The organism is Synechococcus sp. 60AY4M2 (assembly GCF_002760375.1).
Classification (GTDB): domain Bacteria; phylum Cyanobacteriota; class Cyanobacteriia; order Thermostichales; family Thermostichaceae; genus Thermostichus.
Genome location: NZ_AUMZ01000001.1, coordinates 2,708,992 through 2,735,471, shown reverse-complemented (window position 1 = coordinate 2,735,471; position 26,480 = coordinate 2,708,992). Strand labels below are relative to the sequence as shown.

The following is a 26,480-nucleotide window of genomic DNA, read 5'->3' as shown; positions in this document are numbered from 1 at the left end:
ACCTTCTCGCTCTACCAGATGGTGTACGTACTGCATGGATCCAGCCCTTCTGTTCCCATCGCCTCAAGGTGTGGAGACACACCCCAAAATAATCCGCCGCTTCTCTCGGTTTTACATACCTAGCCATACCAAGCAGCCATACTGAACATATTGTGCATTATTTTCAGTATAGTCCAGCATATCATTGACTAGAGTCATGCTCCATCAACTGAAACTCTTTGCCCGAAAGCTGCACTTGCCGCCCCTGCCGCTCCAGGGTCAGGCTGGCCAGGTGCAACTGCAGGGATCCCAGGCTGAGGCTGTCTCCTTGCCATTGGGGGGAACGGCGTCCCAGAGCCCGCACCCGTGCCAGCAGCTCCACCAGATCCACCGGCTTGACCAAATAGTCGTCCGCCCCCGCATCCAACCCCTGCACCACATCCGATGTTGCGTCTTTGGCAGTTAACATCAGCACCGGCGCACATCCCCCCGATTGGCGGTATTGCCGACAGAGCTGGATCCCGCTTGGCCCCGGCAGCATCCAATCCAAAATCAGGAGATCATAGGCTTTCTCCTCCATCAGCCAGGCAGCCATCTCCCCTTCCTTGGCACAGTCAACCACGTGGCCGCACTTGGACAGGGCAGCCTGTAAAGGCTCCAACTGTTCCGGGTCGTCCTCCACCAGCAAAATTCGCATCGTCCTGTGCGCCGTTGACCAAGACGGCCAGTTCCCACTGCCCAGGCTAGGATGGATCACGGAAATAGCCCTCTGCAAGGGAGAGAACAACGGTGGGGTGGCCCAAAATCCATCGGTGGCAAGATCTGGGGTTTGATTTTTGGCTGGTGCTGCCCTTGGCAGGGCTTCTTTTTGTGGCGGGGGGAGAGTGGGTGACGGGCCAAGCGCTGAGCCGTCCTCGCCGGCTAGAGCAACCTTTGGCGATTCGCAGCCAGCAACAAGCCACCTTGGCTCTGGATATTCTTTCCATTCAGGCGGAGATCCGCCGCTCCCGTGGCTACACCAAGGTGGAGGTGACTACCACCAATCCCCACCTGCGCAAGCTGGAATTTGAATTTCCGGAGCTGGATCCGGATCGGGTGGCCGCCCAGATTGCCCAAGAGCTGGGCCTCACCCCCGACCAGGTGCAGCGCCTCACCCGCTACAGCTTGGACTAGAAAGATATTTCAAGATATTTCAAACAGGAAGGCTATCTCCCGCGTTCCCTTGGGTCAGCCCTCCGAAAAAATCCGGGCCAACTGCTCGCAGGCCGCTCTAATCTTCTCCAGGGTGCCGGGGTTGACCAAGCCGTAGTAGTCAAATCCATAGACCCTCTGGGTTTGAACAGCTTGCAGTTGATTCCAAAAGGGGCGGGAACGGAAAAAGGCCAAGGGATCCGCCGCCTCCGGGTTGACCACCAACAAAACCTCGGGGTTGGCTTCCAGGATGCGCTCTGCCGCAAGGGTGACATAGCCGCGAAATTGCCCTTGGCTTTGCAGGGCAGCCGTCAGGTTATCGGCGCCAAAGCGCTCCAGCAGATCCCCGGCCCAGCTTTGCCGGTTGGGAGAGAGAATCGGCTGGGTGCCCACCAAAAGCAGGGTTTTGGGGCGAACTGGGGGCAGCTCCTGGGGCAAAAGCGATCCGTACTCCCGCAGCAAGGGATCCGGATCCGCCCCCAAGGCAGCAGCCAGAGTGGCGATGGTTGCTTCCAGGGCAGCCCAACTGTCCACCTGCGTGAGATAGGTGGGGATCCCCAATGCCTGCAATCGTTCTGCCAAAGCCGTGTGAAAGCCACTGGCCCCCACCACCCAGTCCGGTTGCAGGGCCACGATTTGCTCCAGGTTAGGTTGGTTGCCCAGCCCCAGCCGAGTTATGCCCTGAAAGCGGGGATCCGCCTCCAACAAGCGCCCGGACGGGATCCCCACCAGCTTGTCCGGAGCCAGGCGATAGAGAATATCGGCTGTCAAGGTGGTGAGGCTGGCCACTCGCCGAACCGGAGCTGGCGGGATCTGGCTTTGGGCGCGGGCCAAGCGACCCATTCCCCAAACCCCCAGGCTGGCCAGGCCCAAGACAAGGAGTTGACGGCGAGAAAGACAAGACGGCATGGACGATCTCCAAAACAGTTCCAAAACAGTCAATTGAGGGTGAACTGAATCGGCACCGTTACCCACGACTCAATCGGGGTGTTGTTCCTCAAGGCGGGGCTAAATTGCCAGCGTTGCACCGCCTCTTGTGCGGCCCTGTCCAGGGCCGGGAAGCCGCTGGAAGAGACAATTTCCACCTGCTGCACCTGCCCTTGGGCATCCACCTTGACCCGCAACAGCACTTGCCCCTGCTGGTTGAGGCGGCGGGCTTGGGGAGGGTACTGCGGCGGCGGGTTGCGCCCCGGGATGGGGCGGGCCAGGATGTCCGGCCTGGCAGCCACTGCTGCGGGCGAGGAGGTGGGGGAGGATGCCTCCCCGGCCCCTTCTGCCGCTGTCGGCGCAGAACCCTGCGCTTGGGATCCACCGAGGCCACCCGTCCCAGGAGCGCTGGATCCAGATCCCTCGCTCCCGCCGGGGGAAGCAGTGCCCCCGCCACCCGAACGGATCCCTTGGATGAGGGGGGTGAAGCGGGGAATGGGAGCGCTCGTAGCAGCCACGGGGGGCGGCCTGTCGGCCACAGGTGCAGCCGTGGGGGTAGCCACCGGAGTTGGAGGGGGCTGCTGTGGTGAGGGGGTGACCGTCGGTGTTGGGGAGGGCGGAGGAGGGGTTGGTGCGGCCATCGGCGTGGGTGGAGGGGTCGGCTCCGGCTTTGCTGTGGGAACAGGCGTAGGGGTGGGGGGCGGCGTTTGCAAAGCCAGCTCAGACTTGGGAACGGCAGTGGTCTCTACTCTCTCCTGAGGCGCAGGAGCCGGTGGGGGTGGGTTATCCGCGGGAGGTGATTCCGGGGCCGGGTCGCTCGGCTCCCCTGCCGGCTTGGGCAAGGCCGAATCTGCCTCTGCCGCAAGCTGCGGCGGCAGCGGATCCTCCAGCCACAGCGTGACCGGGATCCGCACTTCGGGCTCCAGCAGAGGTCGAAATCCCCACCCAACCCATCCCAGCAGCCCCAGCAGATGCAGAAGCAGCGAGAGCAAAGTCTCCCAGCGCAGCGGGCGGGGCTCCCGACTTTGCCCAGGCAACTCAGGGAGATCCTCCAGCGAGGCGCAGGCAACTGAGAGGGCAAGGGAGCAATAGCCCGCCAGCAGCGCCTCCCTAAGTAGCTTCTCCCCCCAGCCGATCCAACGCAGTCCTCCAGATCTTTGGCGCCGCCCCATTGCCCACAGCCCCAGCTCCAGCCAGGCCAGACCCACCCCGTAGGCCATGCCTGCCTGCTGCCAATACCCCATCTGCAGGCGCCACAAAAGCCGAGGGTGGGATCCCCTCCCCGAAGAAGCGGATCCCCGGTTGGTGTGAGTGGGGGGTTCGGCGAGCATGGCTCGGGGCTATCTCGATGGGCACGGCTGGCGGGGAGTCCTAGAAGCGGCTGGAGAAGCTGAGGGCCACATGGCGCCCCGGCTGAGCCCGCCGCTCCACCTCAGGGCCGACAAAGAGGGTGCGGGTCTCGGAGTAGAGAAAATACTTCTCGTCGAAGAGGTTGAACACCCCGAAATTGAGCTGCCAGTTGTCGTCCAGGTTGTAGTAGCCCAGCAGATCCACCACCGTATAGCCGCTGGGCACAAAGGGAATCTGCGGGGGAGCGTTGGGGTTGGTTTGCACCACCTCCCGCTGCGGATCCCGCGGATCCGCCACCAGCGTGGCCACCAGCCTCGCCCCCCACACCTGGCTGGGATCGTCGTAGTGCAGCCCCAGCACCGCCGTCAGCGGCTCAATCGAAAGCAGGGGCTTGTTTTCTGTAAGATTGTCCCCCACCGCCCAGGCAAAGCTGCCGTTTAGGCTCCAGCCGGTTAGGTCGGGGCTGAAGAAATATTGCCCTGTCGCTTCCACGCCGTAGATGCGGGCGCGGCTGACGTTTTGGCTCTGGAAGAGGATGACCGGCGGGGGCGGCGGGCTGCCGGGGGGGCCGGGGGGCGAGGGCTCAGATCCCACCCGCCGGAACGCCTCGATAAAGTCGTTGTAGGTGTTGTAGTAGGCGGCCAAACTGAAGCTGGCCTGCGGGTAGATCCCTCGCAAACCCACTTCAAAACCCTGGCTGGTTTCCGGGCGCAAGTCGGGGTTGGAGAGGGTGCGATAGCGAAAGAAGGGGCTGACCAAGTTGGTGAAGCCGCTGTTGATCTCGTTGTATTGGGGGGCCCGAAAGCCGGTGTTGTACTGGGCCGTAAAGGTAAGGTTGGGGTTTATCCTCCACACCAGGCCCAGCTTGGGGGAAACGGCATCGGCAAAGAGGCTGGCCGCTTCTGACCCACTTTTGAGGAAAGCTTCATCGGGACTGGGGGTGAGGTTGTAGGTGTCGTAGCGGATGCCGGGGATCAACGTCAAGTTGCCGCCGCCGAAATCGATCTCATCCTGCACATACAGCCCAAAACGGACGGTGTCCGAGTCGGGAAAATCTTTGGTGGGAAAGGTGTCTGGGGGAATGTTTTGGGTTACCGCTCCGGTTTGCAGGTTGGTCTGAAAACGGTTGCGGGGTCGTTCGTTGCGGGTGGTGGAAATCTCCATGCCATACACCAGGCGGTGGGAGAGATCCCCGGTTTGGAAGCGGCTTTGGGCCTGCAGGCTGGCTCCTAAAATGTTGCTGACCAGCTCGTTGAAGGTATCTCGCCGCACAGGTACGGGTCGGCCCTGCACGGTGATGGTGCGCTCTTCCACGCTGGGCTCGCGGGTGCGGGCGGGCTGGTAGTAAATCTGGGCGGTGGCCAACTCAAAAGCGGGATTCTCAGGGTTGGCGTAGCGATACTCCAAACTGAGGCGGCTGCGCTCGGTGTCGATGGTTTCCCTAAATAAGCTGATGCCGGGATCCAGGTTGCGCCGCGAGAACGTGGTGGTGGTGCGGCTGTTGAAGTACTCGCCGGTCAGGGTGAGGCTTTCCAAGGGGCTGAAGCGGTAAACCAGCTTGGCCAAAACGTTGTCCCCATCCACCGTTTGTCGATCTTTAAAGCTGGGATCCGCTTTGATATCCGGCTCCCTGGCGTCGCGGCGGGTGTAGATGAGCAGGGCTTCCAAGTTCCCCTGCCGGCCCGCCAAGCTGAGGGTGTTGACAAAGCCTTGGTTTTTGCTGTCGTACTGGCTGGAGAGGCCCACATGGCTGTCCCGTTCCCCCAGCAGATCCGCCGGGTCTAGAGTAGTGTAGGTTACCACGCCCCCCAAGGCATCGCTGCCGTAGAGGGTGGAAGCGGGGCCGCGGATGATCTCCACCGTCTTCAGGGTCTCCAGCTCAAAGGTGTCCCGCCCGATGTTGAAGGGGCCGAAGGAAAACCGCTCCGGCTGCCGGATCCCGTCCACCTGGATCAGCACCCGGTTGGCGTCGAGGCCGCGGATGTTGAAGTCCTGCAGGCCATAGCGGACATTTCGCCGCACGCTCACCCCCGGCTCGTAGCGCACCAGATCCTGGATGTTCTGGATAAGCTCCTGCCGCAGGCGCTCCCGGTCGATGACGGTGATGGTGGCCGGGGAGTCGGCCAGGGTGCGCTCGGTGCGGGTGCCGGTGACCGTAACCTGCTGCAGGTTGAAGACGGGGGTGCCCTGCCGCAGCACTTGCAGATCCGCTTGCAGCCGCTCCACCTCCGCCTGATCCCCCCGCCGGCGGGCAGCTTCGATCTGGGCTTCTAGCTCGCGAATCTGCTCCTGGATGGTGGTGGCTCCCCGAGGGGTGGCCTGGGCCAGCAAAGGAGTCTCAGGGATCCGAGCCGCGGGTTGCGCCTGGGCCAGGGATCCCCAACTCAGCCCCAGGCCCAGCCCCAAGCTCACCGCCTTCCAGCCCCAACCGGTTACTCGCATAACGTTTCACTCTCCCAAAAACCCACAAAAAACCAAGTCAAACCTTCGCCTCAACACCCTTTCCTCCCAGCCAGAGGGGCCTTGCTGGGTCTGCGCTGCGCAGGGGGCAAAGCTGCGGCCCCACCGGCGTTGGCATCCACTCCACCTCCAGGCCAAACACCTCCTGCACCCTGCTGGGGGTCAAGACCGCCTGCGGGGATCCCAGGGCCTGCAACTGGCCGGATCCCAGCAGGGCCACCCGCCGGCTGTAGCGAATGGCCAGGTTCAGGTCGTGCAGCACGGTAATCACCGTCAGCCCTTGCTCCTGCTGCAGCCGTCGCAACAGCTCCAGCAGCTCCAGTTGGTGGCGCAGATCCAAAAACGTGGTGGGCTCGTCCAACAGCAGCACCTGCGGCTCCTGCACCAGGGCCAGCGCCAGGAAAGCCCGCTGCCGCTCGCCGCCGGAGAGCGTCTCCACCCGCCTCAGGGCCAGGGATCCCAGTCCCGTCTGCGCCAGCGCCCATTCCACCCGCTGCCGATCTGCCCGCGGCAACTGCCACACCCACCAGGGCTGGTGAGGAGAACGCCCCAAGCTCACCAATTGCCACACCGTCAGCCCTGCCGGGATCCGCGGCTGCTGGGGCAAAAGGGCCAACTGCCGGGCCACCTGTTGCGGGCTGAGCTGGGTGTGCAGATCCCAACCGTTCAGGTACACACGCCCCGCCTGCGGGATCAACACTCGGCTCAGCAGCCGCAGCAACGTCGATTTGCCGGAGCCATTGGGGCCGACAATGCTCAGCCATTCCCCCGCCTGCAGGCTGAAGCTCACCTGATGGATCACCTGCCGCGAGCCATAGCCCCCGCTCAGCCCCTCGGCCTGCAAAATTGGCCGGCCCTCCCTCATCGCTCTGCCCCCTGCTGCCGCAGCAGCCAGCCGAAAAACGGCGCCCCCATCAACGCCGTGACGATCCCCACCGGCAGCTCCACAGCCCCCAGCCGGGTGAGGAGATCGGCGCCGCTCAACAGAGCTGCCCCCCCGAGGGCCGAAAGGGGCAACAGCCAGCGGTGATCCGATCCCACCCCCTGGCGCACCATGTGGGGCACCACCAACCCCACAAAGCCGATCAACCCCCCCACGCTGACGGCTGCCGCCGCCAACAAAGCTGCCACCAGGCCGATGGCCACCCGCGTCCGCGCCAACGGGATCCCCAAGCTCACCGCCATCTCTTCTCCCAGGCCCAGCAGGTTCAAAGCCCGCGCCTGCGCCCAGCCCAGCCCCAGCCCGACCAGGATGTACACCCCGGCCACCCGCACCTCCGGCCAGCCCCGCCCGCTCAGGCTGCCGATCAACCACGTCAGGGCCACCTGCACCCGCTCATCGGCCATCAACAACAAGGTGGAGCTAATGGCCCCAAAGAGCGCGCTGACGGCCACCCCCGCCAAGATCAGCCGCTCCACCGCCAGCCCGGAGCGGGTGCGCGCCAGGCCATACACCAACACCGTGGTCAGCACCCCGCCCACCCAAGCCGCCAAGGGCACCCAAGCCGTCCACTCCCCCCAGGTGAGCAGCCCCACCGCCGCCAGGCCCGCCCCCGCCGAGATGCCCAGCAGGTAGGGATCCGCCAGCCCATTGCCCAACATCCCCTGCAGCAGGGCCCCCGCCATCCCCAAGGCCGCCCCCAGCAACTGGGCCAAAAGTGCCCGCGGCAGCCGCAACTGCCAGACAATGGTCTGCCGGACTGGATCCCCTTGCCCCCACAGGGCCTGCCACAGCTCCGCAAAAGTCATGGGAACGGATCCCAAGGCAATCGAGATCCAAAGCAGCAAGAGGATGACACTCAGTAGCAAAACCGCCAAGCCGACCGGCGAGAGGATCCGCCTGGCCTGCCCCCAGCGTGTCTCCGAGTCAACTCCTGATGACAGACGCCCTTGATTGGCCAACATCGCAAACCTCAGGACTTTTGAGAGGGGGAGAGCCGCAAGACAGCTCCGACCGGCTCGCCAGAGCAGCGAGCCCAACCCCGCCAAGCTTTCCAGCTTGTTGAGACTTAGATTCAATAAAGACGTAGCTGCCAGAATAACAGGCTTTCTGGGTTATTGCAAGTCAGTTCTAATAAGCTTCTGCCCGCGTCCCCCCCTTGAGTGCCAACCCTTTGGCGTGAGATCGGGCAACACCCAACCTACTCAGGCCTAACCTGCCAGGGATCCGACTGCCCCGGGTAGGGTCATTCCCAGCAGCCGTGGAATGGGAAGTCCTTGACATACTCCCCTACCTAAAGGCAGGGGATTCTTGTTCTTGGTTCTACGGGCGCACTTACCGTATCGGGTTGCCCCTCTACAGCAGCGGTGCATCTCTCCCCAAGCGTTCCCGACCCCCAGGCCCCCCTACATCCCCCCGTATACGGGGGGACACAGGGGGGCGGGGGGCAGCGGTTCCCTTATGCCCTAAGGTACCGTTTTGCCATTTCAACCCTAAGACGCTTAACTTAAAGATGCTGAGCCCCAAAAGGCTTAGCCCCTTCTTCAGGATATTCAGAGCTGCATTCTGATCCCTATCCAGCACAAGCAGACACTTGGGGCAAATATGAGTTCGCGTAGACAGAGTCTTAACCACTCTATGCCCACAACCACTACAATCCTGCGTGGTGTATTGAGGCGGCACTGCTACGATTGCCTTGCCCCACACCTTGCCGTAGTAGTCTAGCCAGTGAGTGAATAGCGACCAGCTAGCATCTTGGATCGATTTGGCAAGATGACGATTTTTGACCAAGTTCTTCACCGGCAAGTCCTCATACACCACGATGTCGTTAGACATCACTACGCACCGGGCTAGCTTAATCGCCCAGTCTCTACGCTGGCGCTGGACTTTGAGGTCAATCCTACCTACTCGGTTCTTCTGTTTGTGGTAGTTGTTTGATTGCGGTTTTCTCCCTTTTGCGAACATCCTGCTCAACTTGCGTTGATGCCTTTTTAGCCGCTTCTCGCTGCGGCGCAAAAACTTCGGGCAATTCACGGTATTGCCGTTCTGGTCGGTGTAGAAATGCTTGAGCCCAAGATCAATACCGATAACATTGCCTGTGTATTGTCCTTGCTCCTTGCGGTCTACATCCAGACAGAACTGGGCATAGTACCCATCTGCTCTTCGGATCACCCGCACACGGTTGATTTTGGAGCTCAGGATATCCTGTCTTGCTTCTCCATTGCAGTACAGCGCAAAGGTCCCTGCTCCAAACCCGTCCGTGAAGGTGATAGACAGGCCATCATCAGATAACTTCCAGCCCGATTGCTTGTATTCCACAGACCGGCAATGCTTCTTGAACTGGGGATAGCCTTTCTTCTTTTCGCCCTGCTTGCACCGTCTGTAGAAGTTGGAAATCGATAGCCATGCTCGCTCCGCACTCGCCTGCCGAGCAGCAGAGTTGAGCTTATTCGCAAATGGGAACTCCTTCGCCAAGTCTTTGCAGAAAGCATACAGATGCTTCTTCCCTACCCCCCGATTGTCCATCCAATGGCGCAGGCATTTGTTGCGCACAAACTGTGCGGTGCGGATGGCTTCGTCCAAAGCTTGATACTGCTTTGGCGTCCCGTTGAGGAGTTTGGCTTCCCTGACTAACATGAATCTATTTTATTCTGGGTCTTATCAGATAAAACAATCTGCGCCTTATATCCCTGACCTAAAGGGCGGGGCTTTATGGCGCCGCTTGGTAATCTCCTCTCTTCCGGAGGGAGAGGGGGGAAGATCTCAAATCAAATAGAATGGCCCAAGCCGGTTAGCTTGGGTTGGATGGACCCTGAATTTGGCCCCCTCTTGCAAGCATTGGTGCCATGGCTTCTTCTGCTGAGACCACTTGGGATGCCCTGCAGGTGGATCCCGCCCTGCTCACCCCCATGATGCAGCACTACGTGGAGCTGAAGCGGCAATACCCGCACGCCATTCTGCTCTACCGCCTGGGGGATTTCTACGAGATGTTTTTCCAGGACGCGCAACTGGTGTCGCGGGAGCTGGAGCTGGTGCTCACCGGGCGAGAGGCAGGGGCCATTGGCCGGGTGCCCATGTGCGGGATCCCTTACCACGCCTTCGACCGCTATGCCGCCCAGTTGGTGGCCAAAGGCTACGCCCTGGCCGTCTGCGACCAGATGGAGCCGGCGGATCAGGCCAAAGGCCTGGTGCGGCGGGAAGTGACGCGGGTGATCACACCCGGCACCGTCATCGAAGAGGAGCTGCTGCAGGCGCGGCAAAATAACTACCTGGCGGCCATTGTCCGCCTGAGAGGCTCCAAGCAAACGGTCTGGGGCCTGGCCTATGCCGACATTTCCACCGGCGAGTTCTGGGTCTGCCAGGGCGAGGGGCAAGAGCAGCTAGAACAGGAGCTGGCGCGGCTGCAGCCGGCGGAGATCCTGCTGCCCACCGAAGAGGGGCTGGGCCTGGGCCTGATGCGGCCCGGGGATCCCCAAGCCCCCCTGGGCCTGCCCGGCCAGTACACCTATACCCTGCGGCCAGCCGAACCCTTTGAGCTGGCCACGGCGCGGGAAAACCTGCTGCAGACCTACGGCCTGCGCTCCTTGGAGGGCTTGGGCTGCGAGGGGCTGCCCCTGGCCATTCGGGCGGCGGGAGGATTGCTCCACTACCTGGAAGAAACTCAAAAAAACCTGGTGCAGCCTTCCCCTCAGGGGGGCCATCCGCTCCTGCGCCCGCCCCGCACCTACCAGCTCACCGACTACCTGATATTGGACACCCAAACCCGTCGCAACCTGGAGCTGACCCAGACCATCCGCGAGGGGGCCTTTGTCGGATCCCTGCTCTGGGTGCTGGATCGCAGCCGCACCGCCATGGGGGGACGCACCCTACGCCGCTGGCTGTTGCAGCCTTTGCGAGATCCAGGGCAAATCCGCCTCCGCCAGGACACCATCCAGGAGCTCTTGGAAAGCCCCTCCCTGCGCACCCGCCTGGGATCCCTGCTGGACTCTCTCTACGACCTGGAGCGGCTGGCCAACCGCGTCGCCTCCGGCACCGCCAACCCGCGCGAGCTGGTGGCCCTGGGATCCTCTTTGGGCAAACTGCCCCAGTTGGCCGAGCTGGTGGCCGAAGCCCAAACCCCCCTCCTGCAGAGCCTACAACAGGTGGATCCCGCTCTGGTTGACCTGGGCCGCCGCATCGAGCACACCCTCCTGCCCTCGCCGCCCCCTGTGCTCACCGAAGGGGGGTTGATCCGGCCTGGGGTAGATGCCGAGCTGGACAGGCTGCGGCAGCAGGTGGAGCAAGACCGCCACTGGATTGCCCAGTTGGAGAAAACCGAGCGCGAGCGCACCGGCATCCCCACCCTCAAAGTGGGCTTCAACAAGGCCTTTGGCTATTACCTCAGCATCAGCCGCGCCAAGGCCCAGCAGGTGCCCAAGGAGTACATCCGCAAGCAGACGCTAACCAACGAAGAGCGCTTCATCACCCCTGAGCTCAAAGAAAAAGAGGCCCGCATCCTCACCGCCCAAACCGAGATCAACCAGCGGGAGTACGAGCTGTTTGTACAACTGCGCCAGGAGGCGGGATCCCAAGCTGCCGCCATCCGCCAGGTGGCCCAGACCCTGGCTGCTGTCGATGCTCTCTTTGGCCTGGCCGAGGTGGCCGTGCAGCAGGGCTACACCCGTCCCGTGATCACCGCCGATCGCCGCCTGATCATCGAAGAGGGGCGCCATCCGGTGGTGGAGAAGTCTTTGCCCCAGGGCCTATTTGTCCCCAACTCGGTGCGTCTGGGATCCCCCCACGGCCCGGATCTCATCGTCCTCACCGGCCCCAACATGTCCGGCAAGTCCACCTACTTGCGGCAGATTGGGCTGATCCAGATCCTGGCCCAGATGGGCAGCTTTGTCCCGGCGCGGCGGGCGGAGCTGGGCCTGTGCGACCGCGTGTTTACCCGCATCGGCGCCGTCGATGACCTGGCCACGGGACAGTCCACCTTCATGGTGGAGATGAACGAGACGGCCAACATCCTCAACCACGCCGGCGAGCGCTCCCTGGTGCTTCTGGACGAGATTGGCCGCGGCACCGCCACCTTCGACGGCCTTTCTATCGCCTGGGCCGTAGCCGAGTACCTGGCCACCCAGGTGCGCGCCCGCACGATCTTTGCCACCCACTACCACGAGCTCAACCAACTGGAAACCCTGCTGCCCAACGTGGCCAACTTCCAGGTGGTGGTGAAAGAGCTGCCGGATCGCATCATCTTCCTGCACCAGGTGCAGCCCGGGGGGGCCGACCGCTCCTACGGCATCGAGGTAGGGCGCATGGCCGGCCTGCCCCAGCCGGTGATCGAGCGGGCCAAGCAGGTGCTGGCCCTAGTGGAACAACACAGCCGCATCGGCCTCGGCCTGCACAGCCAAGGGAAAAGCCGCCCTTCTTCAAACAACCCCAAGAAACGGTTCAAGCAAGAATCCAATTCCCGCGGGATACCCGACTGCGATGCCAAGGCTGGGGATCAACTATCCCTGATCCCGACCTCCCTCTACCCCGAGGAGCTCTAGGTCTATCCTCGCTCCGGATCCCGTTCTTCCAGCCCCAAGGTGGCGGCCAGCACCTCCAGCTCCTCCCGCTGCCCCTCCACCCAGAGGTGGGATCCGGGGGGCGGAGCGGCCTCTTGCAGCTTCAGGCGGATCTGCTGCGGGCGGTGGCTGCGCCGCCAGTAGTACCAGCCCGCCCAAGGAGAGGCCAGCAGCAGCGTCCAAGGCCAGGCTCCCCAAGCCGGCTGCAGCATCTGCAGCACCAGGGCCAAACAGGCCAGCCCTGCCCCCGCCAGCCCCGTCAAAAAAACAGCCAACCCCACACTGGCCCGCGCCTGACCCACAAAGGTGGCGATCCCCTCCGGGTCAGCAGATTGCAAGCGATAGGCGCGCCCCTCCAGGTGCTTTCGGAGAAGGGATCCCATTTCTTCCAGGTTGCGACTGCTAAAATAGAGACGAGCTTCGACGCGGTCTTTGCCAGAGGCTCGCAGAAAAAAGAACAGGCCGATGGCCAGCAAGACCGTAAGCAGTAGCGTTGAAATTGTCTCCCCTTGCAAGGAAGAAGAGGCGGCTACTGCCGCACGTGCCTCGGATAGAGAGCCAAAGTTGATGGGCGGCGCAACTGCGATCGGGGCTTTCTCTCCTGACCAGAAAGAAGGAGACTTGGCAAGAAAGCAGTTCATGGAATGCTAGTTTACACGCCTGCTGACCAGTTTAGACTTCTCAGAGGAGCTGGCCGCCCCCTCCTCCAAAGAAAAACCGAGTTGCCACCTCTATCGCTTTGTAGCTCGCATGGGCAAAAAACCCCTCGGAGGGCAGTGCGCTTTTCAGCAACCTCAGTGGCAGTTCAAGAGGAGGGGAGGCTACGCCGGATCTCGTGCCTCTCGGCTGGGAAGTGCAACTATAATAATAATTAAGTTATGATAAGAGGCTTCTGCTTTACTGACTCTTGTCTCTCTCCCTTTCCAGGGTAGCCTCCTTTAAGAGGGCAGAGCTCTGCAGCGAGGGTTGAGGAGGAGGGTGCCTGCCCCACTCGAGCGATGACGGCGCAAAGCAACCGCTCCAGGGAGACACCAGCCTTAGAGATTTCCTCCCAGTCCTGCCCTTTTGGTTTGCCTGCCTCTGTCGCTGTTTCAGCAATACCTTACATGTCTAACTACGAACCTGAGCTCAACGACATTTTGTTGGATGGCGATCTCCTCGATCCCGCTGAGGAAGCAGAGGTAGATCTGGCCGAGAGCGAGTTTGCAGAAGAGGAGCCAGCTCGCCGCTCCACCGATCTGGTGCGCCTTTATTTGCAGGAGATCGGTCGTGTTCCCCTCCTGGGTCGCGATGAGGAGGTGGCTCTGGCCCAAAGAGTCCAAGACTACATGAAGCTTTTGGATGTGCGCCTGCGCCTGCAGAAAGAGTTGGGACGGGAGCCAACTCTGGCCGAGTGGGCAGCTAGGGCCAACCAGTACCCCGAATGGGCCAACCTCACCCCCGAGAAGCTACAGCAGATCCAGCGAATTGGCAAGCGCGCCAAAGAGCACATGATCAAAGCTAACCTGCGCCTGGTGGTGTCGGTGGCGAAAAAATATCAAAATCGCGGCCTGGAGCTGCTGGACTTGATCCAAGAGGGCACGCTGGGCCTGGAGCGAGCGGTGGAGAAGTTCGATCCCAAGAAGGGCTATCGCTTCAGCACCTACGCCTACTGGTGGATCCGGCAGGGCATCACCCGCGCCATCGCCACCCAGAGCCGCACTATCCGCTTGCCCGTTCACATCACCGAGAAGCTGAACAAGATCAAAAAAGCCCAGCGCAAGCTTTCCCAGGAGAAAGGCCGTACCCCCACCATTGAGGATATTGCTTCCGAGCTGGAGATGACGGTGCCCCAGGTCAGGGAGCTGCTGGTGCGGGTGCCGCGCTCGGTTTCTCTGGAAACCAAGGTGGGCAAAGACAAGGACACTGAGCTGGGGGATCTGCTGGAAACCGACGACATCTCCCCCGAAGAGACGATGATGCGGGAGGCCCTGCATCGCGATCTACAGCAGTTGCTGGCAGATCTCACCAGCCGCGAGCGGGATGTGATCCGCATGCGCTTTGGGTTGGGGGATGGGCGCACCTACTCGCTGGCGGAAATTGGCCGCGCCTTGGATCTGTCGCGGGAGCGGGTACGGCAAATCGAGGCCAAAGCCCTGCAAAAGCTGCGGCAGCCGAAGCGGCGCAACCGAGTGCGAGACTACCTCGAAGCCATCAGCTAGTCGGGCCTGCCTAGGATCTGGATGGAGATCGCTGGCTGGCAATCTTGCTCAGGCGCGTCTGGATCTGGGCTGCCAGCCAGTTCACTTCCGGGATCCGCAGATACAGGGCCCCTGCCGCAAACAAGCTGAGACCGATGCCGGCGGCCAGACCGGCCCAGAGGGCGGCGGTGATTAGAGAAGAGCCGAGAATCTCGTGGGAGCGCAGTTGCGTCCACAGCCAATGGCTGAGGCCCCCGGCCAAGGCGGTGATCCCCAGCAACGGCAGCAGGGCCTGCCCCATCTCCTGCCAGGGGATCTCCGGCAAGCGCTGGTGGAGGCGGATCCCCAGCCCAATCAGAGCCATCAGGTTAACGCCTGCCGTGGCCAAGGCAATGCCCGGTGCTCCAAAGGTTGGCAAAAACAGGAAGTCCAGCAGGGCATTGAGGCCGATGGCCAGGCCGCTGATGTGCAGGGGCGTAGCCCCATCCTCCAGGGCGTAGAAGATACGCACCAGCACATCCCGCAGCAGGTAACAGGTCATCCCCAGCCCATAAGCCATCAGCAGGGCCGCCACCTCCTGGGTCACCTCCGGCGTAAAGCGACCGCGCTGGTAGGCTACTTGAACGATAGGTTCGGCCAGGGCCACCAGCACCATCGCCAGGGGCAGGGTGAGGATGGCCGTCACCATCAGCCCTTGGCGGATACGCTGGCGCAGCTCCGGCCAGCGGGATCCATCCCCCGCCAGCTGGGCGTAGAGAGGCATCAGGGGCACCAGCACCATGTTGGAGAGGATCCCCAGGGGGGTTTGCACCAAAAGCTGGGCATAGCCCAAGTTGCCGATGGTGCGATCCCCGGGCACGAAGGAGGCAAAAAAGAGATCCACATAGACATTGATGTGGATCATGCCGGAGGAGATCACCGCCGGCAACAGCAGCAGGCCCACCGCCCGCACCGGCGGGGATCCCCACTCAAAGCGCAGCCGCAGCCGCCCCAGCCCCAGCCGCTGCTGCAGCGGCACCTGCGCCAACCACTGGGCGATGGCCCCGATGAGCACCCCCCAGGCCAGCAACGTCGGGATCCCCGTCCATCCCAACGCGAGCAGGATCCCAATGACTGACAAGCTGGAGATCAACGGGCTAAGGGCGGGCAAGAGGTAGTGCTCGGCCGCATTCAGCGCCCCAAAGCCAATGCCAATCCAGCCCGAGAGCAAGGCCAGCGGCGCCATGATCCGCAACTGCTCGGCGGCAAGAGCATGCACTTCGGGGCTGGCCCCTGGTGCGCTCAGGCGCACCACCCAGTCGGCTCCCCACCAGAGGCCCAACGTCACCGCTAAGAGCAGGCAGCCCACCAAGGTAGAAATGGACTCTAGCCAACGGGCCGGATCCTCTCTTCCCGGCTGCTGCTTTTTGAGCACGCTGACGATGGCGCTGTGAAAGGGGCCGTTGATCCCGCCCAGCAAGATCAACAAAAAGCCAGGCAGGACATAGGCTATGCTAAAGGCGCTGTACTCTGTCCCCGAGCCGTAGACTGCCGCGATTAGGGCCTGACGGATAAACCCCATGCCCTTGCTGAGCAGCGTGGCCCCTGCCACCAGCCCTGCTACCGAGAGCAAGGAACGGGGTGGAGAAGACGCGGCGGATGGGATTCGCGGGGCAGACTCTTTCATACCCCTAGCTCCCCACCGCCGCCTTGGCAATGGGCAACTGTCGGGATGCCCTAATCTTCCCAGGATTCACCCACAGGCTCACAGCCGCTACCCCCCTCGCTTCGGCATAGGGCAGCACCATTATCCCGGATTCTCCCGACCTCTGGAGGGAGGGCAAGGCAGAGCTCAGGCCAGCAGTTGTCGCTCCTGCTCCAGTTGCCGCAACAGATGCTCGTCGCCGCGGGCCTGGGCAGCGCGAATGCGCTCTTGTAGTCGCCGCAGCAGGTTTTGCCGATGGGTTTCTTCGACCAAGGTTATAAAGTCCTTGCGCGGGGAAATAGCCGCCGGCACCCTGCTCGCTGCCTTCGCCGCCGGATTGAGGACAAGGCCTCGATACCTCAAGGCAGAAAACTGTGGCAGCGACACAACCGCCGATTGGGCTGGCCAGCTCCACGCCAGGCCCCGGTAGCGCGTTGGCACCTCCTGCCGCTGGCAGGTTGCGGGGGCAGAAGGGACAAAGTCGTGGGCAATGCCCCGGTAGGTCAGTTGCATAGGAAGACTCCCCCAAATAGACTGCGGCGATCTTTAAAGAGCTGAGGAAGAAAGCGACGCCCCTGAGCCAGCTTGTTGAGAGCCGTTAGACAACAGCTTCGGCTTCCTCGGCGCAGCTCAGAGGGTAAAACCCAATTTTATTCTGTATCGAAATTAACAAAATAAGCAGTTGGGTGTCAACTTTGGGTCGAGGTCGTCTCCCTATCCAGAGAATTAGAGCAGCTCGTCGATTAGCCGTAGCACCTGGTGCAGGTCGGTGCCGGCCTCTTTTCCCCGTCTGAGGTTCAGCTCCACCAACTGCTTGAGGGCGAGCAGCTTGATATTGGCCTCCACCGCTGCCGCTGCCATGGCTTGGGCCGCCGGCAGATAGCCGCTGGCCCCCAGATCCAGCAGGGCAGCCCGCCGCAGATGGATGTTGGGGTGGCTCAACACCGACAGTAGCGGTTGGACAAAAGTGGGATCCCCTGTCAGCCGGTAACAGGCCCGCGCTGCCGCGCATTGGAGGCGAATTGAGGGGTGCTCTAGGTAAGGGCGGATCTGCCCCAGGGCGGCAGCCACCTGCAACTGTCCAAGCGCCTCGATCAAAGCCTCCAAGGCGGCAGGCGCTTCTGTCTGCAGACCCTGCTCCACCCAGCGCAGCCCTTCGAGCAACGCCACTCCCAGCTCTTCGGCTTGCCTGGGATCCCGATCCAGATTATTGGCTAGGGCGATCTCCACCAGCGCCTGGGCTGCTGCTGCCACCACTTGGCCATCGGAGCAGCGTAAAGCCTCTTTCAGAGCCGGGATCCCAGCAGGGGAGGCCACCTTGCCCAGGGCACGGGCGGCGTTGCGCCGCAGCGGATATCCCCCCTGCGTGGTGCGATCTGTCTCATCGGCCAAGGCTTCGATCAGGGCCGGGATCCCTTCGGGGATGCGCATGCGCCCCAGCCACCAAGCCGCGTAGTAACGTTCCCCCGGATCCCCATGGCGCAGCTTGGCGATCTGGCCAGCGGGGGTGAGGTCGGCGGCCGGAGGGAGATCTGAAGGAACAGCCGTGGTCATAGCATCAACAGGCCAGAGCGCCTGCAGAGGCCTCAAGCGCTGCGGACGCTGACGATCTTGGCGCCCGACTTGAGCAGCCGCTGCATCGTCGCCGAGAGCTGATCGGCAGAGACAAAGATCTGCTGGTTGGATTTGCGCACCCGGCTGGAGGTGGCCAGGGCCGAGGGCGGGTTAAGCAGCCGCGTCACCTCAATGCAGAACATGCGATCGGACTGGCCCGTTGGCGGCCCCAAGTGTTTGGTAATGGGGCTGGGGGGCAGCAGCCCCCGCACCCCGATGCGGCGGATGGCCGGGGTAAAGCCGGTGGCGAGGGGTACCATCAAGCGCGGCCTGCGCCCCTGGGAACGGTCGTTGTTGGCGTAGCCCCCGTAGAGGGCAAAAAGGTTGGTGAAGTCGCGGGTGGTATGGGCCTTGCGATATTCAAACCCGCGCGGATAGGGGACGATGTTGTCGCCAAAGGCTTCCAGGTATTCTGGGCTGTCGATGTAGGAATCGATCTCCGCGCTGTGGCCCCCAGCGTGGTAGATGTCCAGGTGTCGGGCAATATCCTTAGGGCTGGTGGGAGCTCGCCCCAGCAGGTGCTTGAAGTTGAGCTCGATGGCGCGGGTCTGGGAGTTAGGGTACAAAAACCGCCTCTTGTAGGCTTCGGACTTGGCGATTAAGCGCACAAACTCCCGCACCGTCAGGCTGCCCCGCCGTAGCAGCGATTCCGCACTGGCCAGCTCCTTCCTGTCTGCGCCAAACAGGTGATCGTTGCCCAGCACCTGGCGATAGATGGCCCGCAGGATCGCATTGAGCTGATCCTGGCTGGCATTAGGGCGCAATTCTAAGGGAGTCGTCTCTGTAATGCCCCGGATCCCCATTCGGCTTGCCGCTGTGATTCCACTCATGTTAATTCCTCATGATGAAACTGGCTGGATTAACTTTGAAAAAAGCTTGAAAAGGCTGCTTGGGTTCACCTCTCAACTCAACAACCCTCAGCAGCACAAATATGGGGTTGAAGCGAGAGCAACAGCGGCGCTTTTCCCTCTGGGGGAGAGATCCTCAGACCCAACCGGCCAAAGGGATCCCTTTCTCGCCACCGTTGCCCTCGACAACCTTTCTTCGCTATCCCCCTCAAGCGCCGGGCTGGCCACCTTTTTGGGGGATCCCAAGCTGCAGAACCTAGCTGAGCGCGTTGATGGCGTAGTCGATGTAGGTGTTGGCTTCGGTGGCCGCTTGCCCCGTCAGGCCATGGTTGGCTTTGATGTAGCGTAGCGCTTCGATAAACCAACTGGGGGAGAGTTCAAAAGCGGCGTTGATCTCGCGGATCCCGGCCAACTGATACTCGTCCAACGGGCCGGTGCCACCGGCTACCAAGCAGTAGGTGATGTAGCGCAGGTAGTGGCGCACGTCGCGGGCGCACTTGTCTTTGCCCGCTTGGGTGTGGCATTGTCCCCCAGGCTGAGTGGTATAGGGGAACTTGGCATAGACGGCCTCGGTGGCGCCGCGCACCAGCTCTTCGGCACGGCTGCTCAGGACACGGGCAGCTTCCATGCTGGCGGCAGCCCGCTGAAAACGGCCGTTGATGGCCTGCAACTCGCTGTTGCTCAGATAGCGCCCCTGGCTATCCGCGGTAGCAATGGCATCGACAATAGGGGTTTGCATGATTCAAAACGCTCCTTTACTTAAGCTCAACGCAAAAATCCAACACTGCAAAAGCGGCTTAACTGCAAAATGACTGCAAAAAAGGTTGTCTTCTCAGGGATCCCAGGCCAACCCGAGTTGAACTCCACGGCGGCCTTCACCCTAGGATCCGACTGTTCCAGGCAAAGCGATGGAGATTCCGGCCCTATCAGACCACGGCAGCAGCGGCGCGATCGAAGTAGGACTCGATTTCGGCGATCAAAGCGCTGCAATCACCCCGGGTGATGCCGTTGGGATCGCTCACCACCGCCACCGCAGCTTTTTTCATTTTTTGAATGCCGTTGGCCACAGAGCTGCCAGGGGTGCCCAGCGCCTGATAGGTTTCCCGCAAGCCGTTCAAGCAGCGCTCGTCCAGCACGCTGGGGTCAGCGGCTGCCACCGCATAGGTGATGTAGCGGAGGATGATATCCATATCCCGCATACAGGCGGCCACGTTGCGGCTGGGATAAGCAGGGCCGCCGGGAGCGTTCAAATTGGGCTCCTCGGCAAACAACTGACGGATGGCATCGGTCACAATTTTAGAAGCGTTGCTGGTGAGGCGGTTCACGGCGTCCAAGCGCTTGTTCCCCTCGGCAATCACCTGCTGCAGAGCCGCAAACTCGTTTTCTCCCAAGAAAGCGCCTTTGGAATCAGCTTGCGCAACAACTTTGCCAAATACATCGTTCATGGCTTTAAATCTCCTAGCGAAAGCAAAAGAGGTTATGAATCGTCACTCCCTGCCGCGGAAGTGGAAGCTCCCGCCAGCCAGGAATGCAGCAATGCCCCGATCCCTGATGCCGACCGGCACCGTTGGCACAGCTCCTTGTCCCAACAGACCTGCCCACGGGATCAAAGCCCGTAGAAACAAGATGGGCAAGCTAATCCTCGACCCACCTCCAGTCAAACGGCCTCGCAGGCGAAGCCGCTTGCCGACACATGTCAACGGATCCCGCTTCTTAAAGATCCTCCACTGCCGACAACCTGAACTGGACAGATGAGGAAAATCTGGCTCGCCTTGTTTCCAGTCTTTTTCTATCGCGAGGACAGGGAGCGATTGAATCAAAAAATGTAAAGGGACTTTACTTGCCGCAAAAAGTCTTGGATCCTCATCCAGACGGGCAATCCCGCCCTCTTCTCTCCATCCTTCAGGGCCTTAGTTTTTACAGAAAAAAACGTTACTTTACACAGCTTTACGACATGAAGAAAAATATAAACCGTGATTGTGGCTTTCGGCCAAGAGGCAAGCCTGCTTCAGTATCCACGCAAACCTTCTCATAAAGGATACATAATTTAACATTTGTGGAACCTCCTCGGCAGAGCAGAGGTTAGGGGAAAATCTGAGCAGGTTTTCATCGACCGCCTGGGATTTTCGGTATAAGTCCCTACGGTATTTCTGGATGCGTGGTTATGTCGAACTGGTTGGAGTCCACCTCTTCCCCTGAGCTGTTGCAGATGGCACGTTGGCTGGCGGGAGACTTCAGCAACCAAGAGCAAGCCTGGGAGAACCCACCTTTTTTTGCCTCGATCCGGGTGGCCTATCGCCCCTTGCCAACTGCTGTGCTGGGGGGAATCGGCTTTTATGTGGAGCAGGCTTACAGCGGCCATTTGGAGGAGCCCTATCGTCAGGCAGTGGTGGAACTCACTCAAGTGGGGGACGGGATCGTGATCCGCAACTACCGTCCTCTGCAGCCGCAGCGGTGGCGGGGGTGTGCTCGGGGGAGGGCGGAGCAACTCAGCCAACTGAGCGCTGCCGATCTGGCCTACCTGCCGGGGTGTGATGTGCAGGTGAAGAGGCAGGGATCCCTTTTTGTCGGCGTGACGGAGCCGGGTTGCCGCTGTTGCGTGGTGCGCAACGGTCAAACCACCTATTTGCAGACCACCTTGCACCTGAGCGAGAACGAGTTTTGCAGCCACGATCGCGGCATGGATCCGGTTACCCACCGCCAGGTGTGGGGAGCTGTGGCCGGCCCTTTTCGCTTTCGCAAGGTTGTCGATTGGCAGGCGGAGCTGCTGCAGTAGGTGGGAAGAGAATCCCTTGCCAATCTCGGCGCCGTCGGTGAAAGATGATACTTTGGGAGAAAGCAACTGCGGCCCGCTACATGTCCAATAGGGATCCTTGTCTGCCGGCTGCTCGGCAACGCTGACGCGAATGTGCGAATGAACTTTCCCCATGCAAGACGAACGAGACACGCTTCGCCAACAGCTTCTCACCCTCCAAGGTGAGGCGCTTGCCCAGGTGGCGCAGGCCGCCGATCTGGACGCCTTGGAGCAGATCCGCATCGACTATCTGGGCAAGAAGGGGAAGCTCTCCAAGATCTTGGGGGGCATGGGGAAGCTGCCCCCGGAAGAACGGCCTGCCATTGGCGCTTTGGCCAACACCTTCAAAGAGGCCCTGCAATCTAGGCTGGATGAGCGCAAACGGGCCCTGGCCGAAGCTCAGCTCCAGGCTCGCCTGGAGGCGGAGCGGCTGGACGTCACTATGCCGGGGCCGCGCCGGCCTCTAGGGCGGATTCACCCTTTGCAGGCCACCATCGACCGCATGCTCGATATCTTTGTGGGGATGGGCTACACGGTGGTCCACGGCCCGGAGATCGAGACAGAGTACTACAACTTCGAGGCCCTCAACACCCCCGCCGACCACCCGGCGCGGGACATGCAGGATACCCTCTATTTGGAAAAGGGCTATCTGATGCGCACCCAAACCTCTTCGGTGCAGGTGCGTTATATGGAGCAACACCAGCCGCCCCTGCGCATTGTGCATGCCGGGCGAGTGATGCGCCGCGACAGTGTCGATGCCACCCACTCGGCTGTGTTTCACCAAATGGAAATCTTGGCGGTGGGCCAGAACCTCACCTTTTGCGACCTGAAGGGCACCCTCAAGGAGTTTGTCACTCGCCTGTTGGGCCAGCGAGAAACCCGCTTCCGGCCCAGCTATTTTCCGTTCACGGAGCCTTCTGCCGAGATGGATGTGCGTTTTGGCTCCAAGTGGCTGGAAATTTTTGGCTGCGGCATGGTGGATCCCAATGTGTTTCAGGCAGTTGGCTATGACCCAGAGCGCTACACCGGCTTTGCGGCAGGGATCGGTGTCGAGCGGGTGGCCATGCTCCTGCACGGCGTTCAGGATATCCGGCTGTTCTACAGCAGCGACCTGCGCTTTCTGTCGCAATTCTAGAGCGGCTTAGGAAAAGGTGCGTTTGTAAACCAACTGCAGATGTTCCAGCTCGTCTTTGCGGTTGGCGCGGCGCAGCAAGCGCATCTGCTCTTCGAGAACTTGGCGGGCTTCGTTGCGGCTAATCGGGTCAAAGACCAATTCTTCCACAGCAGAGGGGTCGTCGTCAGCGGGGGGCTTGAAGTAGACCCGAAAAAACAGCCTTTGGGCATAAAGGGTGGTGAAGATGGCCTCCCCTTCGTTAACCTGACACAGGCCGTAGAGCAGACCAAATGTGGGGTGATTTAGATAGAGCTCATTCATGCCCAATAGCGTACCACTCTTGGTGGAGAAGAGGGGCTTTCCTTCTCGTTCGGTGGCCGAGAAAGTTGCCGAAACGATTTCGCTCCGGCTCTTGAGACCGAGAGCGCAAATCGTAGGTTCCACCCAGCTTGATTTTGGTTCGGCTGTTGCAACTGGATTCGAGGTTAACAGAGTTTTTTTAGACACAGGCCAGGCTGCTACCGCCGCTGCTGTTCCCCCACCTTTTTCTTCATGTCATGCAATTCCTTCTCTACCTCTAGCCGCATCTCCAGCCGGCGAAATTCCTCCTCCAACTTATCTTCCTCAAACGGTTTTCCCCAGGGGCTGAAGCCCCAAGCCGGCTCGGCGGCAGTTTTGGCTTGGGCGGCCTTGACTTCTTGCAGCTTGGTTTTCACCTCTTGGCGGCGCCGGGCAATTTGCGGCAGCAGAGCTTCCAGTTGCTGGATTTTCTCCTCCAGAGCCTTCCCTTGGTTGAACAACCGGCTTCCTTTCTCCAAAAGCTCGGCTTCCCGTCGACGCGCCCCTTCGGCCAGGTCGGGGCGGTTGGCCCGCTCGGCTTTTTCGATGCGAAAGTGCCAGGTCTTGATCTCCTCGCCCAGCTTGGCGAGAGCTTCGCTCAGGGCTTGCTTCTGGGCCAAGCTTTCCTGCCGCAGCCGTCGAGTTTCTTCTTCCTGCTGGCGCAACTGCTCGTCGAGGGCTTGCAACTCGATCTCTGGGTGGGCTTTGAGGAATTCCTCTAGGCGGGTCTCCAAAAATCGGATGATATCTTCGATCAATTTCATGGGCCGATCCTCACTGGCCGAGCGCTCAGTTGCGTTTAGGCTAGCGCAAGCCGGCTCGTTCCCGATAGGCCCCCGTTGGATCGCAGCCTAGACCAGCAAATGCCCATCGGCAACGCGGATGATGCGCTGGGCGGCCTGGGCCACTTCCAGGTCATGGGTAACCACGACAAGGGTAATGCCCTGGCGGTGCAGCTCGGCAAAGAGGTTGAGCACTTCCTGGCCGGTGCGGCTGTCCAGGGCTCCTGTAGGCTCGTCAGCCAACAACAGTTGTGGCCGGTTGACGATGGCACGGGCGATGGCCACCCGCTGCTGCTGGCCGCCGGAGAGTTGAGCCGGGCGCTGGTGCAGCTTGCTCCCCAAGCCCACTTGTTCTAAAGCTTGCTTGGCCCGCCGGCGTTGCTCTGGCTCCGGGATCCCGGCGTAGGCCAGGGGCAGCATCACGTTCTCCAGAGCCGTCAAGAGGGGCAGGAGGTGAAACTGCTGGAAGACAAAGCCAATCTTTTGGTTGCGAATCCGGGCCAGCTCCCGATCCGTCAGAGTAGAGACTTCCACGCCGTCCAGCCAGTAGCGCCCTGAGCTGGGCCGATCCAGGCAGCCCATGAGGTTCATCAGGGTGGACTTGCCGGAGCCAGAGGGCCCCATGATGGCGCAATACTCCCCTGCCTCGATCGCCAAGTCGATATCGTAGAGGGCCTGAAAGCTGCCTTCCGGCAGTGGGTAGACTTTGTTCACCCCGACCATTTGCACCACGGGCAGGTGGGGTGTGGTAGGGCGCTCCAGGGATCCGACCAGCCCCTGGCGACGATCTGCCCAGGGTTGTTGCTCAAGCATGGTGGGTACCGCGACTGGCCCCATTCTAGCCTTTGGGCTGCTGGGGCTTCGGGGGCTGACTAACCGGAAGAGCGGATTTCCAGCGGCTGATGGTAGGGACAGCTTCCTTGCGGATCCACCCGGAGGCGGTAGAGGGGGGAGCGCTCTTGGTCGCAGCGAAAGGCTTGGGCTTGTGAGGTTAAGATCTGGCGGGCAAAGCGGCAGTTCTGGCACTTTCTGCCACCGTTATCGGTGGAGGCAGAAGGCTGTTTTGGACGCGGCACGATTCCTGCTGGTGCGGGGGCGGCCCCTGCCGGGCGGATCAGCTCCCGCGGCGAAAGGCCGCGCAACACCAGTTCGGATCCCTGCCAGCGGGCCTCCACCAAGCCAGTCTCAGCCCAGGCGGCCCAGCGGGGATCCTCGGTAATCTGGGGGGGTAGGCGCACCTGAACCCCAGCCAAGGTGCGGGGCGAGCCCTGTTCCTGCCAGATCTCTTCCACCTCCCCCTCGTAGCGCAAGGCGGGATCCCTGGGAAATTCTGACGGCTTGACTTGGGTTTGCAGGCGGCCGTCGGGCAGCTCCAACCAATGGCCGGGTTGGGGGCAGTGGACATGGTAACGGTTGCACAGCTCCGGCAGATCCGCCAGATCCTGCGCCTGCTGGGGGCTGGCGTGCACCAAGACCACATGTTGGGGGCGAAAGGTGTGGACGATCTGGGTCAGATGCCCAACGTCGTTGTGGCTGTGCCAAGCCAGCCACTCCACTCCGATGCGGGAGCGCAGCGGCGCTGGCCATTGGTCAAAGGGGGTGGCCAGCTCCACTTCCGGCAGCCGCACCAGCAGACAGGAGCGCTGCGGCTGGGCCAGCAAGCGCGACCAGATGGGATCCCAGGCTTCAGGCCCGGCATCGGCATCGCACAGCAACAGGCCCTGGGGCAGGGGATCCGCCTCCGTGAGGGGCTGCACCCGCGGCTGCAGGCGGTCTTCCCAGAACAAGGGCTGATAGGTGGCGAAATTGCGCACCGGCTCCGGCAGGTAGGGGAGCAAGCGTTCGTAGAGGTTGCAGCCTGCCGCCAGCCCCGGCGCCACCCACACGGTCAGCTCTTGGGAAGCCTGGGTAAAGCGGTGGTGGGCTTTGAGGAGGAAGAGCAGCTCCTGCCCCAGCCCCAACACCGGCAGCGGAAACAGCACCGTCTGCCCTGCTGCCAAGGCGCTGATCAGACGCTCCACCAGGCGGTTTTCCAGATGGCGACGGGGTGGATGGCGAGTAGAGCCCAGGGAGGCCTCGATGAGCAGCACATCCGGCTGCCAATGGCGCAAGGCGCTCAGATCCAAGCCAGGGGCAAAGCGAGTTGAGGCCAGGGAGCAGTCGCCAGTGTACAGGCAGGTTTGAGCTGGAGTAGTCTGGGTATTTTGCAACAGGGTTGCCGCTGCCCCCGGCAGGTGCCCGGCGGTAAAGAAGGTGAGCATTAAGTGAGGCAAGATCTCCCGCGCCTGGCCAAAAGGTAGCGCCCGAAAAGGAGGAAAGCGAATCTCCCGGTCGTAGTCTGGCCAGATGCCGCGCTCCCAGAGGCCGCTGGCCAAATGAGCCGTCACCGGGGTGGCGTAGATGGGCACCTGTGGGTAGCGGCGATAAAAGCCAGGTAGCCCCTGCACATGGTCAAAGTGGGCGTGGCTGCAGATAACAGCATCGGGGATCCCTGGCAGGGCCTTGAAGAGGGAGGAAGCAGGCAAACCGCAATCGAGGAGCAAGCGGTGGGATCCCATCTCCAGCCAGTAGGCACAGCCCTGCCGGCGGGGATCCGTGCCCAGGGGAAACAGTCGAAGGGGGGGTCTTTCTGACTCCACAGAGTTTTTAAGCTAGAAGACCACGCTCAATCCTGCAAACCACAAGGGCGGCTCGGCCAGGGATCGCCCCTCCCCCTCCGTACACCT

At 61.6% G+C, this 26,480-nt stretch carries 24 protein-coding genes; 5 read left to right on the top strand and 19 right to left on the bottom strand.

Features of this window, described 5'->3' with window-relative positions; genetic code table 11:
- Together SYN60AY4M2_RS11965 and SYN60AY4M2_RS11960 are read right to left on the bottom strand one after the other, a co-directional pair.
- A partial coding sequence (locus tag SYN60AY4M2_RS11965; protein ID WP_143597327.1) for a MerR family DNA-binding transcriptional regulator occupies nt 1–127 on the bottom strand: 127 nt, incomplete at its 3' end.
- Nucleotides 128–181: 54 nt separating this feature from the next.
- A complete protein-coding gene (locus SYN60AY4M2_RS11960; protein ID WP_240527842.1) occupies nt 182–676 on the bottom strand; it encodes a response regulator transcription factor in 495 nt (164 codons plus the stop codon).
- A 92-nt stretch (nt 677–768) separates the two neighbouring features.
- Here SYN60AY4M2_RS11960 and SYN60AY4M2_RS11955 point away from each other — a divergent pair, with 92 nt between their 5' ends.
- On the top strand, nt 769–1,152 hold the full coding sequence (locus SYN60AY4M2_RS11955) for a hypothetical protein (RefSeq protein WP_099813018.1): 384 nt from the start codon (nt 769–771) through the stop codon (nt 1,150–1,152).
- A gap of 54 nt (nt 1,153–1,206) precedes the next feature.
- On the opposite strand, the gene SYN60AY4M2_RS11950 is transcribed toward SYN60AY4M2_RS11955, so the two are convergent.
- The 6 genes from SYN60AY4M2_RS11950 to SYN60AY4M2_RS11925 form a co-directional block, all read right to left on the bottom strand.
- Complete coding sequence (locus tag SYN60AY4M2_RS11950; RefSeq protein ID WP_099813017.1) at nt 1,207–2,079, bottom strand: ABC transporter substrate-binding protein; 873 nt, start codon at nt 2,077–2,079, stop codon at nt 1,207–1,209.
- 29 nt (nt 2,080–2,108) lie between these two features.
- Entirely contained in the window at nt 2,109–3,428 is a 1,320-nt protein-coding gene (locus SYN60AY4M2_RS14685; protein WP_011430844.1) for an energy transducer TonB, read from the bottom strand.
- A gap of 40 nt (nt 3,429–3,468) precedes the next feature.
- Nucleotides 3,469–5,889: a TonB-dependent hemoglobin/transferrin/lactoferrin family receptor gene (locus tag SYN60AY4M2_RS11940; protein WP_099813016.1), complete on the bottom strand. Its 2,421-nt coding sequence runs from the start codon at nt 5,887–5,889 to the stop codon at nt 3,469–3,471.
- A gap of 37 nt (nt 5,890–5,926) precedes the next feature.
- Nucleotides 5,927–6,772, bottom strand: coding sequence for an ABC transporter ATP-binding protein (locus SYN60AY4M2_RS11935; RefSeq protein WP_011430846.1), 846 nt, complete (start codon nt 6,770–6,772; stop codon nt 5,927–5,929).
- Complete coding sequence (locus tag SYN60AY4M2_RS11930; RefSeq protein WP_011430847.1) at nt 6,769–7,812, bottom strand: iron ABC transporter permease; 1,044 nt, start codon at nt 7,810–7,812, stop codon at nt 6,769–6,771. Before SYN60AY4M2_RS11930 ends, SYN60AY4M2_RS11935 begins: the two co-directional genes overlap by 4 nt.
- 391 nt (nt 7,813–8,203) lie before the next feature.
- Nucleotides 8,204–9,484, bottom strand: a complete 1,281-nt coding sequence (locus SYN60AY4M2_RS11925; protein WP_011430848.1) for an RNA-guided endonuclease TnpB family protein — start codon at nt 9,482–9,484, stop codon at nt 8,204–8,206.
- A 209-nt stretch (nt 9,485–9,693) separates the two neighbouring features.
- Here SYN60AY4M2_RS11925 and mutS point away from each other — a divergent pair, with 209 nt between their 5' ends.
- Nucleotides 9,694–12,381: a DNA mismatch repair protein MutS gene (gene mutS / locus SYN60AY4M2_RS11920; protein WP_240527841.1), complete on the top strand. Its 2,688-nt coding sequence runs from the start codon at nt 9,694–9,696 to the stop codon at nt 12,379–12,381.
- A gap of 2 nt (nt 12,382–12,383) precedes the next feature.
- Here the strand turns inward: mutS and SYN60AY4M2_RS11915 are convergent, their stop codons facing one another.
- The gene (locus SYN60AY4M2_RS11915) at nt 12,384–13,040 is read right to left on the bottom strand and encodes a cofactor assembly of complex C subunit B (RefSeq protein ID WP_099813015.1); all 657 of its coding nucleotides are present in this window, start codon (nt 13,038–13,040) and stop codon (nt 12,384–12,386) included.
- Between the two features lie 456 nt (nt 13,041–13,496).
- Here SYN60AY4M2_RS11915 and sigC point away from each other — a divergent pair, with 456 nt between their 5' ends.
- Nucleotides 13,497–14,600: an RNA polymerase sigma factor SigC gene (sigC, locus tag SYN60AY4M2_RS11910; RefSeq protein ID WP_041439130.1), complete on the top strand. Its 1,104-nt coding sequence runs from the start codon at nt 13,497–13,499 to the stop codon at nt 14,598–14,600.
- Nucleotides 14,601–14,610: 10 nt separating this feature from the next.
- On the opposite strand, the gene murJ is transcribed toward sigC, so the two are convergent.
- From murJ to SYN60AY4M2_RS11880, 6 genes are all read right to left on the bottom strand, one after another.
- Nucleotides 14,611–16,245 carry a murein biosynthesis integral membrane protein MurJ gene (murJ, locus tag SYN60AY4M2_RS11905; RefSeq protein ID WP_011430852.1) on the bottom strand — a complete coding sequence of 545 codons (1,635 nt, stop codon included), beginning with the start codon at nt 16,243–16,245 and terminating at the stop codon, nt 14,611–14,613.
- Between the two features lie 165 nt (nt 16,246–16,410).
- Nucleotides 16,411–16,776 (bottom strand): DUF4278 domain-containing protein, encoded by a 366-nt coding sequence (locus SYN60AY4M2_RS11900; RefSeq protein ID WP_011430853.1) that lies wholly within the window; start codon nt 16,774–16,776, stop codon nt 16,411–16,413.
- Between the two features lie 213 nt (nt 16,777–16,989).
- The gene (locus SYN60AY4M2_RS11895; RefSeq protein WP_099813014.1) at nt 16,990–17,817 is read right to left on the bottom strand and encodes a HEAT repeat domain-containing protein; all 828 of its coding nucleotides are present in this window, start codon (nt 17,815–17,817) and stop codon (nt 16,990–16,992) included.
- A 32-nt stretch (nt 17,818–17,849) separates the two neighbouring features.
- Entirely contained in the window at nt 17,850–18,707 is an 858-nt protein-coding gene (locus tag SYN60AY4M2_RS11890; protein ID WP_011430855.1) for a phycobilisome rod-core linker polypeptide, read from the bottom strand.
- Nucleotides 18,708–18,981: 274 nt separating this feature from the next.
- Nucleotides 18,982–19,464, bottom strand: a complete 483-nt coding sequence (locus SYN60AY4M2_RS11885) for a phycocyanin subunit alpha (protein WP_011430856.1) — start codon at nt 19,462–19,464, stop codon at nt 18,982–18,984.
- A 187-nt stretch (nt 19,465–19,651) separates the two neighbouring features.
- A complete protein-coding gene (locus SYN60AY4M2_RS11880) occupies nt 19,652–20,170 on the bottom strand; it encodes a phycocyanin subunit beta (RefSeq protein ID WP_011430857.1) in 519 nt (172 codons plus the stop codon).
- Between the two features lie 719 nt (nt 20,171–20,889).
- On the opposite strand from SYN60AY4M2_RS11880, the gene SYN60AY4M2_RS11875 reads away from it, so the two are divergent.
- Both SYN60AY4M2_RS11875 and pheS read left to right on the top strand, forming a co-directional pair.
- Entirely contained in the window at nt 20,890–21,501 is a 612-nt protein-coding gene (locus tag SYN60AY4M2_RS11875; protein ID WP_041438454.1) for a chromophore lyase CpcT/CpeT, read from the top strand.
- Between the two features lie 151 nt (nt 21,502–21,652).
- Nucleotides 21,653–22,654, top strand: coding sequence for a phenylalanine--tRNA ligase subunit alpha (gene pheS, locus SYN60AY4M2_RS11870; RefSeq protein ID WP_099813013.1), 1,002 nt, complete (start codon nt 21,653–21,655; stop codon nt 22,652–22,654).
- Nucleotides 22,655–22,660: 6 nt separating this feature from the next.
- Here the strand turns inward: pheS and SYN60AY4M2_RS11865 are convergent, their stop codons facing one another.
- From SYN60AY4M2_RS11865 to SYN60AY4M2_RS11850, 4 genes are all read right to left on the bottom strand, one after another.
- Entirely contained in the window at nt 22,661–22,954 is a 294-nt protein-coding gene (locus tag SYN60AY4M2_RS11865) for a PipX family protein (protein ID WP_099813012.1), read from the bottom strand.
- A gap of 197 nt (nt 22,955–23,151) precedes the next feature.
- Nucleotides 23,152–23,736 carry a TIGR04376 family protein gene (locus SYN60AY4M2_RS11860; protein WP_011430861.1) on the bottom strand — a complete coding sequence of 195 codons (585 nt, stop codon included), beginning with the start codon at nt 23,734–23,736 and terminating at the stop codon, nt 23,152–23,154.
- 87 nt (nt 23,737–23,823) lie between these two features.
- A complete protein-coding gene (locus SYN60AY4M2_RS11855; RefSeq protein ID WP_011430862.1) occupies nt 23,824–24,567 on the bottom strand; it encodes an ABC transporter ATP-binding protein in 744 nt (247 codons plus the stop codon).
- Between the two features lie 59 nt (nt 24,568–24,626).
- Nucleotides 24,627–26,393, bottom strand: coding sequence for an MBL fold metallo-hydrolase (locus SYN60AY4M2_RS11850; RefSeq protein WP_099813011.1), 1,767 nt, complete (start codon nt 26,391–26,393; stop codon nt 24,627–24,629).
- Nucleotides 26,394–26,480: the final 87 nt, after the last annotated feature.

Coding starts and splice junctions, on each gene's coding strand:
- SYN60AY4M2_RS11890 (WP_011430855.1), bottom strand. CDS start 18,707: ATGAGTGGAATCACAGCGGCAAGCCGAATGGGGATCCGGGGCATTACA.
- SYN60AY4M2_RS11855 (WP_011430862.1), bottom strand. CDS start 24,567: ATGCTTGAGCAACAACCCTGGGCAGATCGTCGCCAGGGGCTGGTCGGA.
- SYN60AY4M2_RS11915 (WP_099813015.1), bottom strand. CDS start 13,040: ATGAACTGCTTTCTTGCCAAGTCTCCTTCTTTCTGGTCAGGAGAGAAA.
- SYN60AY4M2_RS11885 (WP_011430856.1), bottom strand. CDS start 19,464: ATGCAAACCCCTATTGTCGATGCCATTGCTACCGCGGATAGCCAGGGG.
- SYN60AY4M2_RS11925 (WP_011430848.1), bottom strand. CDS start 9,484: ATGTTAGTCAGGGAAGCCAAACTCCTCAACGGGACGCCAAAGCAGTAT.
- murJ (WP_011430852.1), bottom strand. CDS start 16,245: ATGAAAGAGTCTGCCCCGCGAATCCCATCCGCCGCGTCTTCTCCACCC.
- SYN60AY4M2_RS11960 (WP_240527842.1), bottom strand. CDS start 676: ATGCGAATTTTGCTGGTGGAGGACGACCCGGAACAGTTGGAGCCTTTA.
- pheS (WP_099813013.1), top strand. CDS start 21,653: ATGCAAGACGAACGAGACACGCTTCGCCAACAGCTTCTCACCCTCCAA.
- SYN60AY4M2_RS11880 (WP_011430857.1), bottom strand. CDS start 20,170: ATGAACGATGTATTTGGCAAAGTTGTTGCGCAAGCTGATTCCAAAGGC.
- SYN60AY4M2_RS11875 (WP_041438454.1), top strand. CDS start 20,890: ATGTCGAACTGGTTGGAGTCCACCTCTTCCCCTGAGCTGTTGCAGATG.
- SYN60AY4M2_RS11895 (WP_099813014.1), bottom strand. CDS start 17,817: ATGACCACGGCTGTTCCTTCAGATCTCCCTCCGGCCGCCGACCTCACC.
- SYN60AY4M2_RS11930 (WP_011430847.1), bottom strand. CDS start 7,812: ATGTTGGCCAATCAAGGGCGTCTGTCATCAGGAGTTGACTCGGAGACA.
- SYN60AY4M2_RS11940 (WP_099813016.1), bottom strand. CDS start 5,889: ATGCGAGTAACCGGTTGGGGCTGGAAGGCGGTGAGCTTGGGGCTGGGC.
- SYN60AY4M2_RS11950 (WP_099813017.1), bottom strand. CDS start 2,079: ATGCCGTCTTGTCTTTCTCGCCGTCAACTCCTTGTCTTGGGCCTGGCC.
- SYN60AY4M2_RS11900 (WP_011430853.1), bottom strand. CDS start 16,776: ATGCAACTGACCTACCGGGGCATTGCCCACGACTTTGTCCCTTCTGCC.
- SYN60AY4M2_RS14685 (WP_011430844.1), bottom strand. CDS start 3,428: ATGCTCGCCGAACCCCCCACTCACACCAACCGGGGATCCGCTTCTTCG.
- mutS (WP_240527841.1), top strand. CDS start 9,694: ATGGCTTCTTCTGCTGAGACCACTTGGGATGCCCTGCAGGTGGATCCC.
- SYN60AY4M2_RS11935 (WP_011430846.1), bottom strand. CDS start 6,772: ATGAGGGAGGGCCGGCCAATTTTGCAGGCCGAGGGGCTGAGCGGGGGC.
- SYN60AY4M2_RS11860 (WP_011430861.1), bottom strand. CDS start 23,736: ATGAAATTGATCGAAGATATCATCCGATTTTTGGAGACCCGCCTAGAG.
- SYN60AY4M2_RS11865 (WP_099813012.1), bottom strand. CDS start 22,954: ATGAATGAGCTCTATCTAAATCACCCCACATTTGGTCTGCTCTACGGC.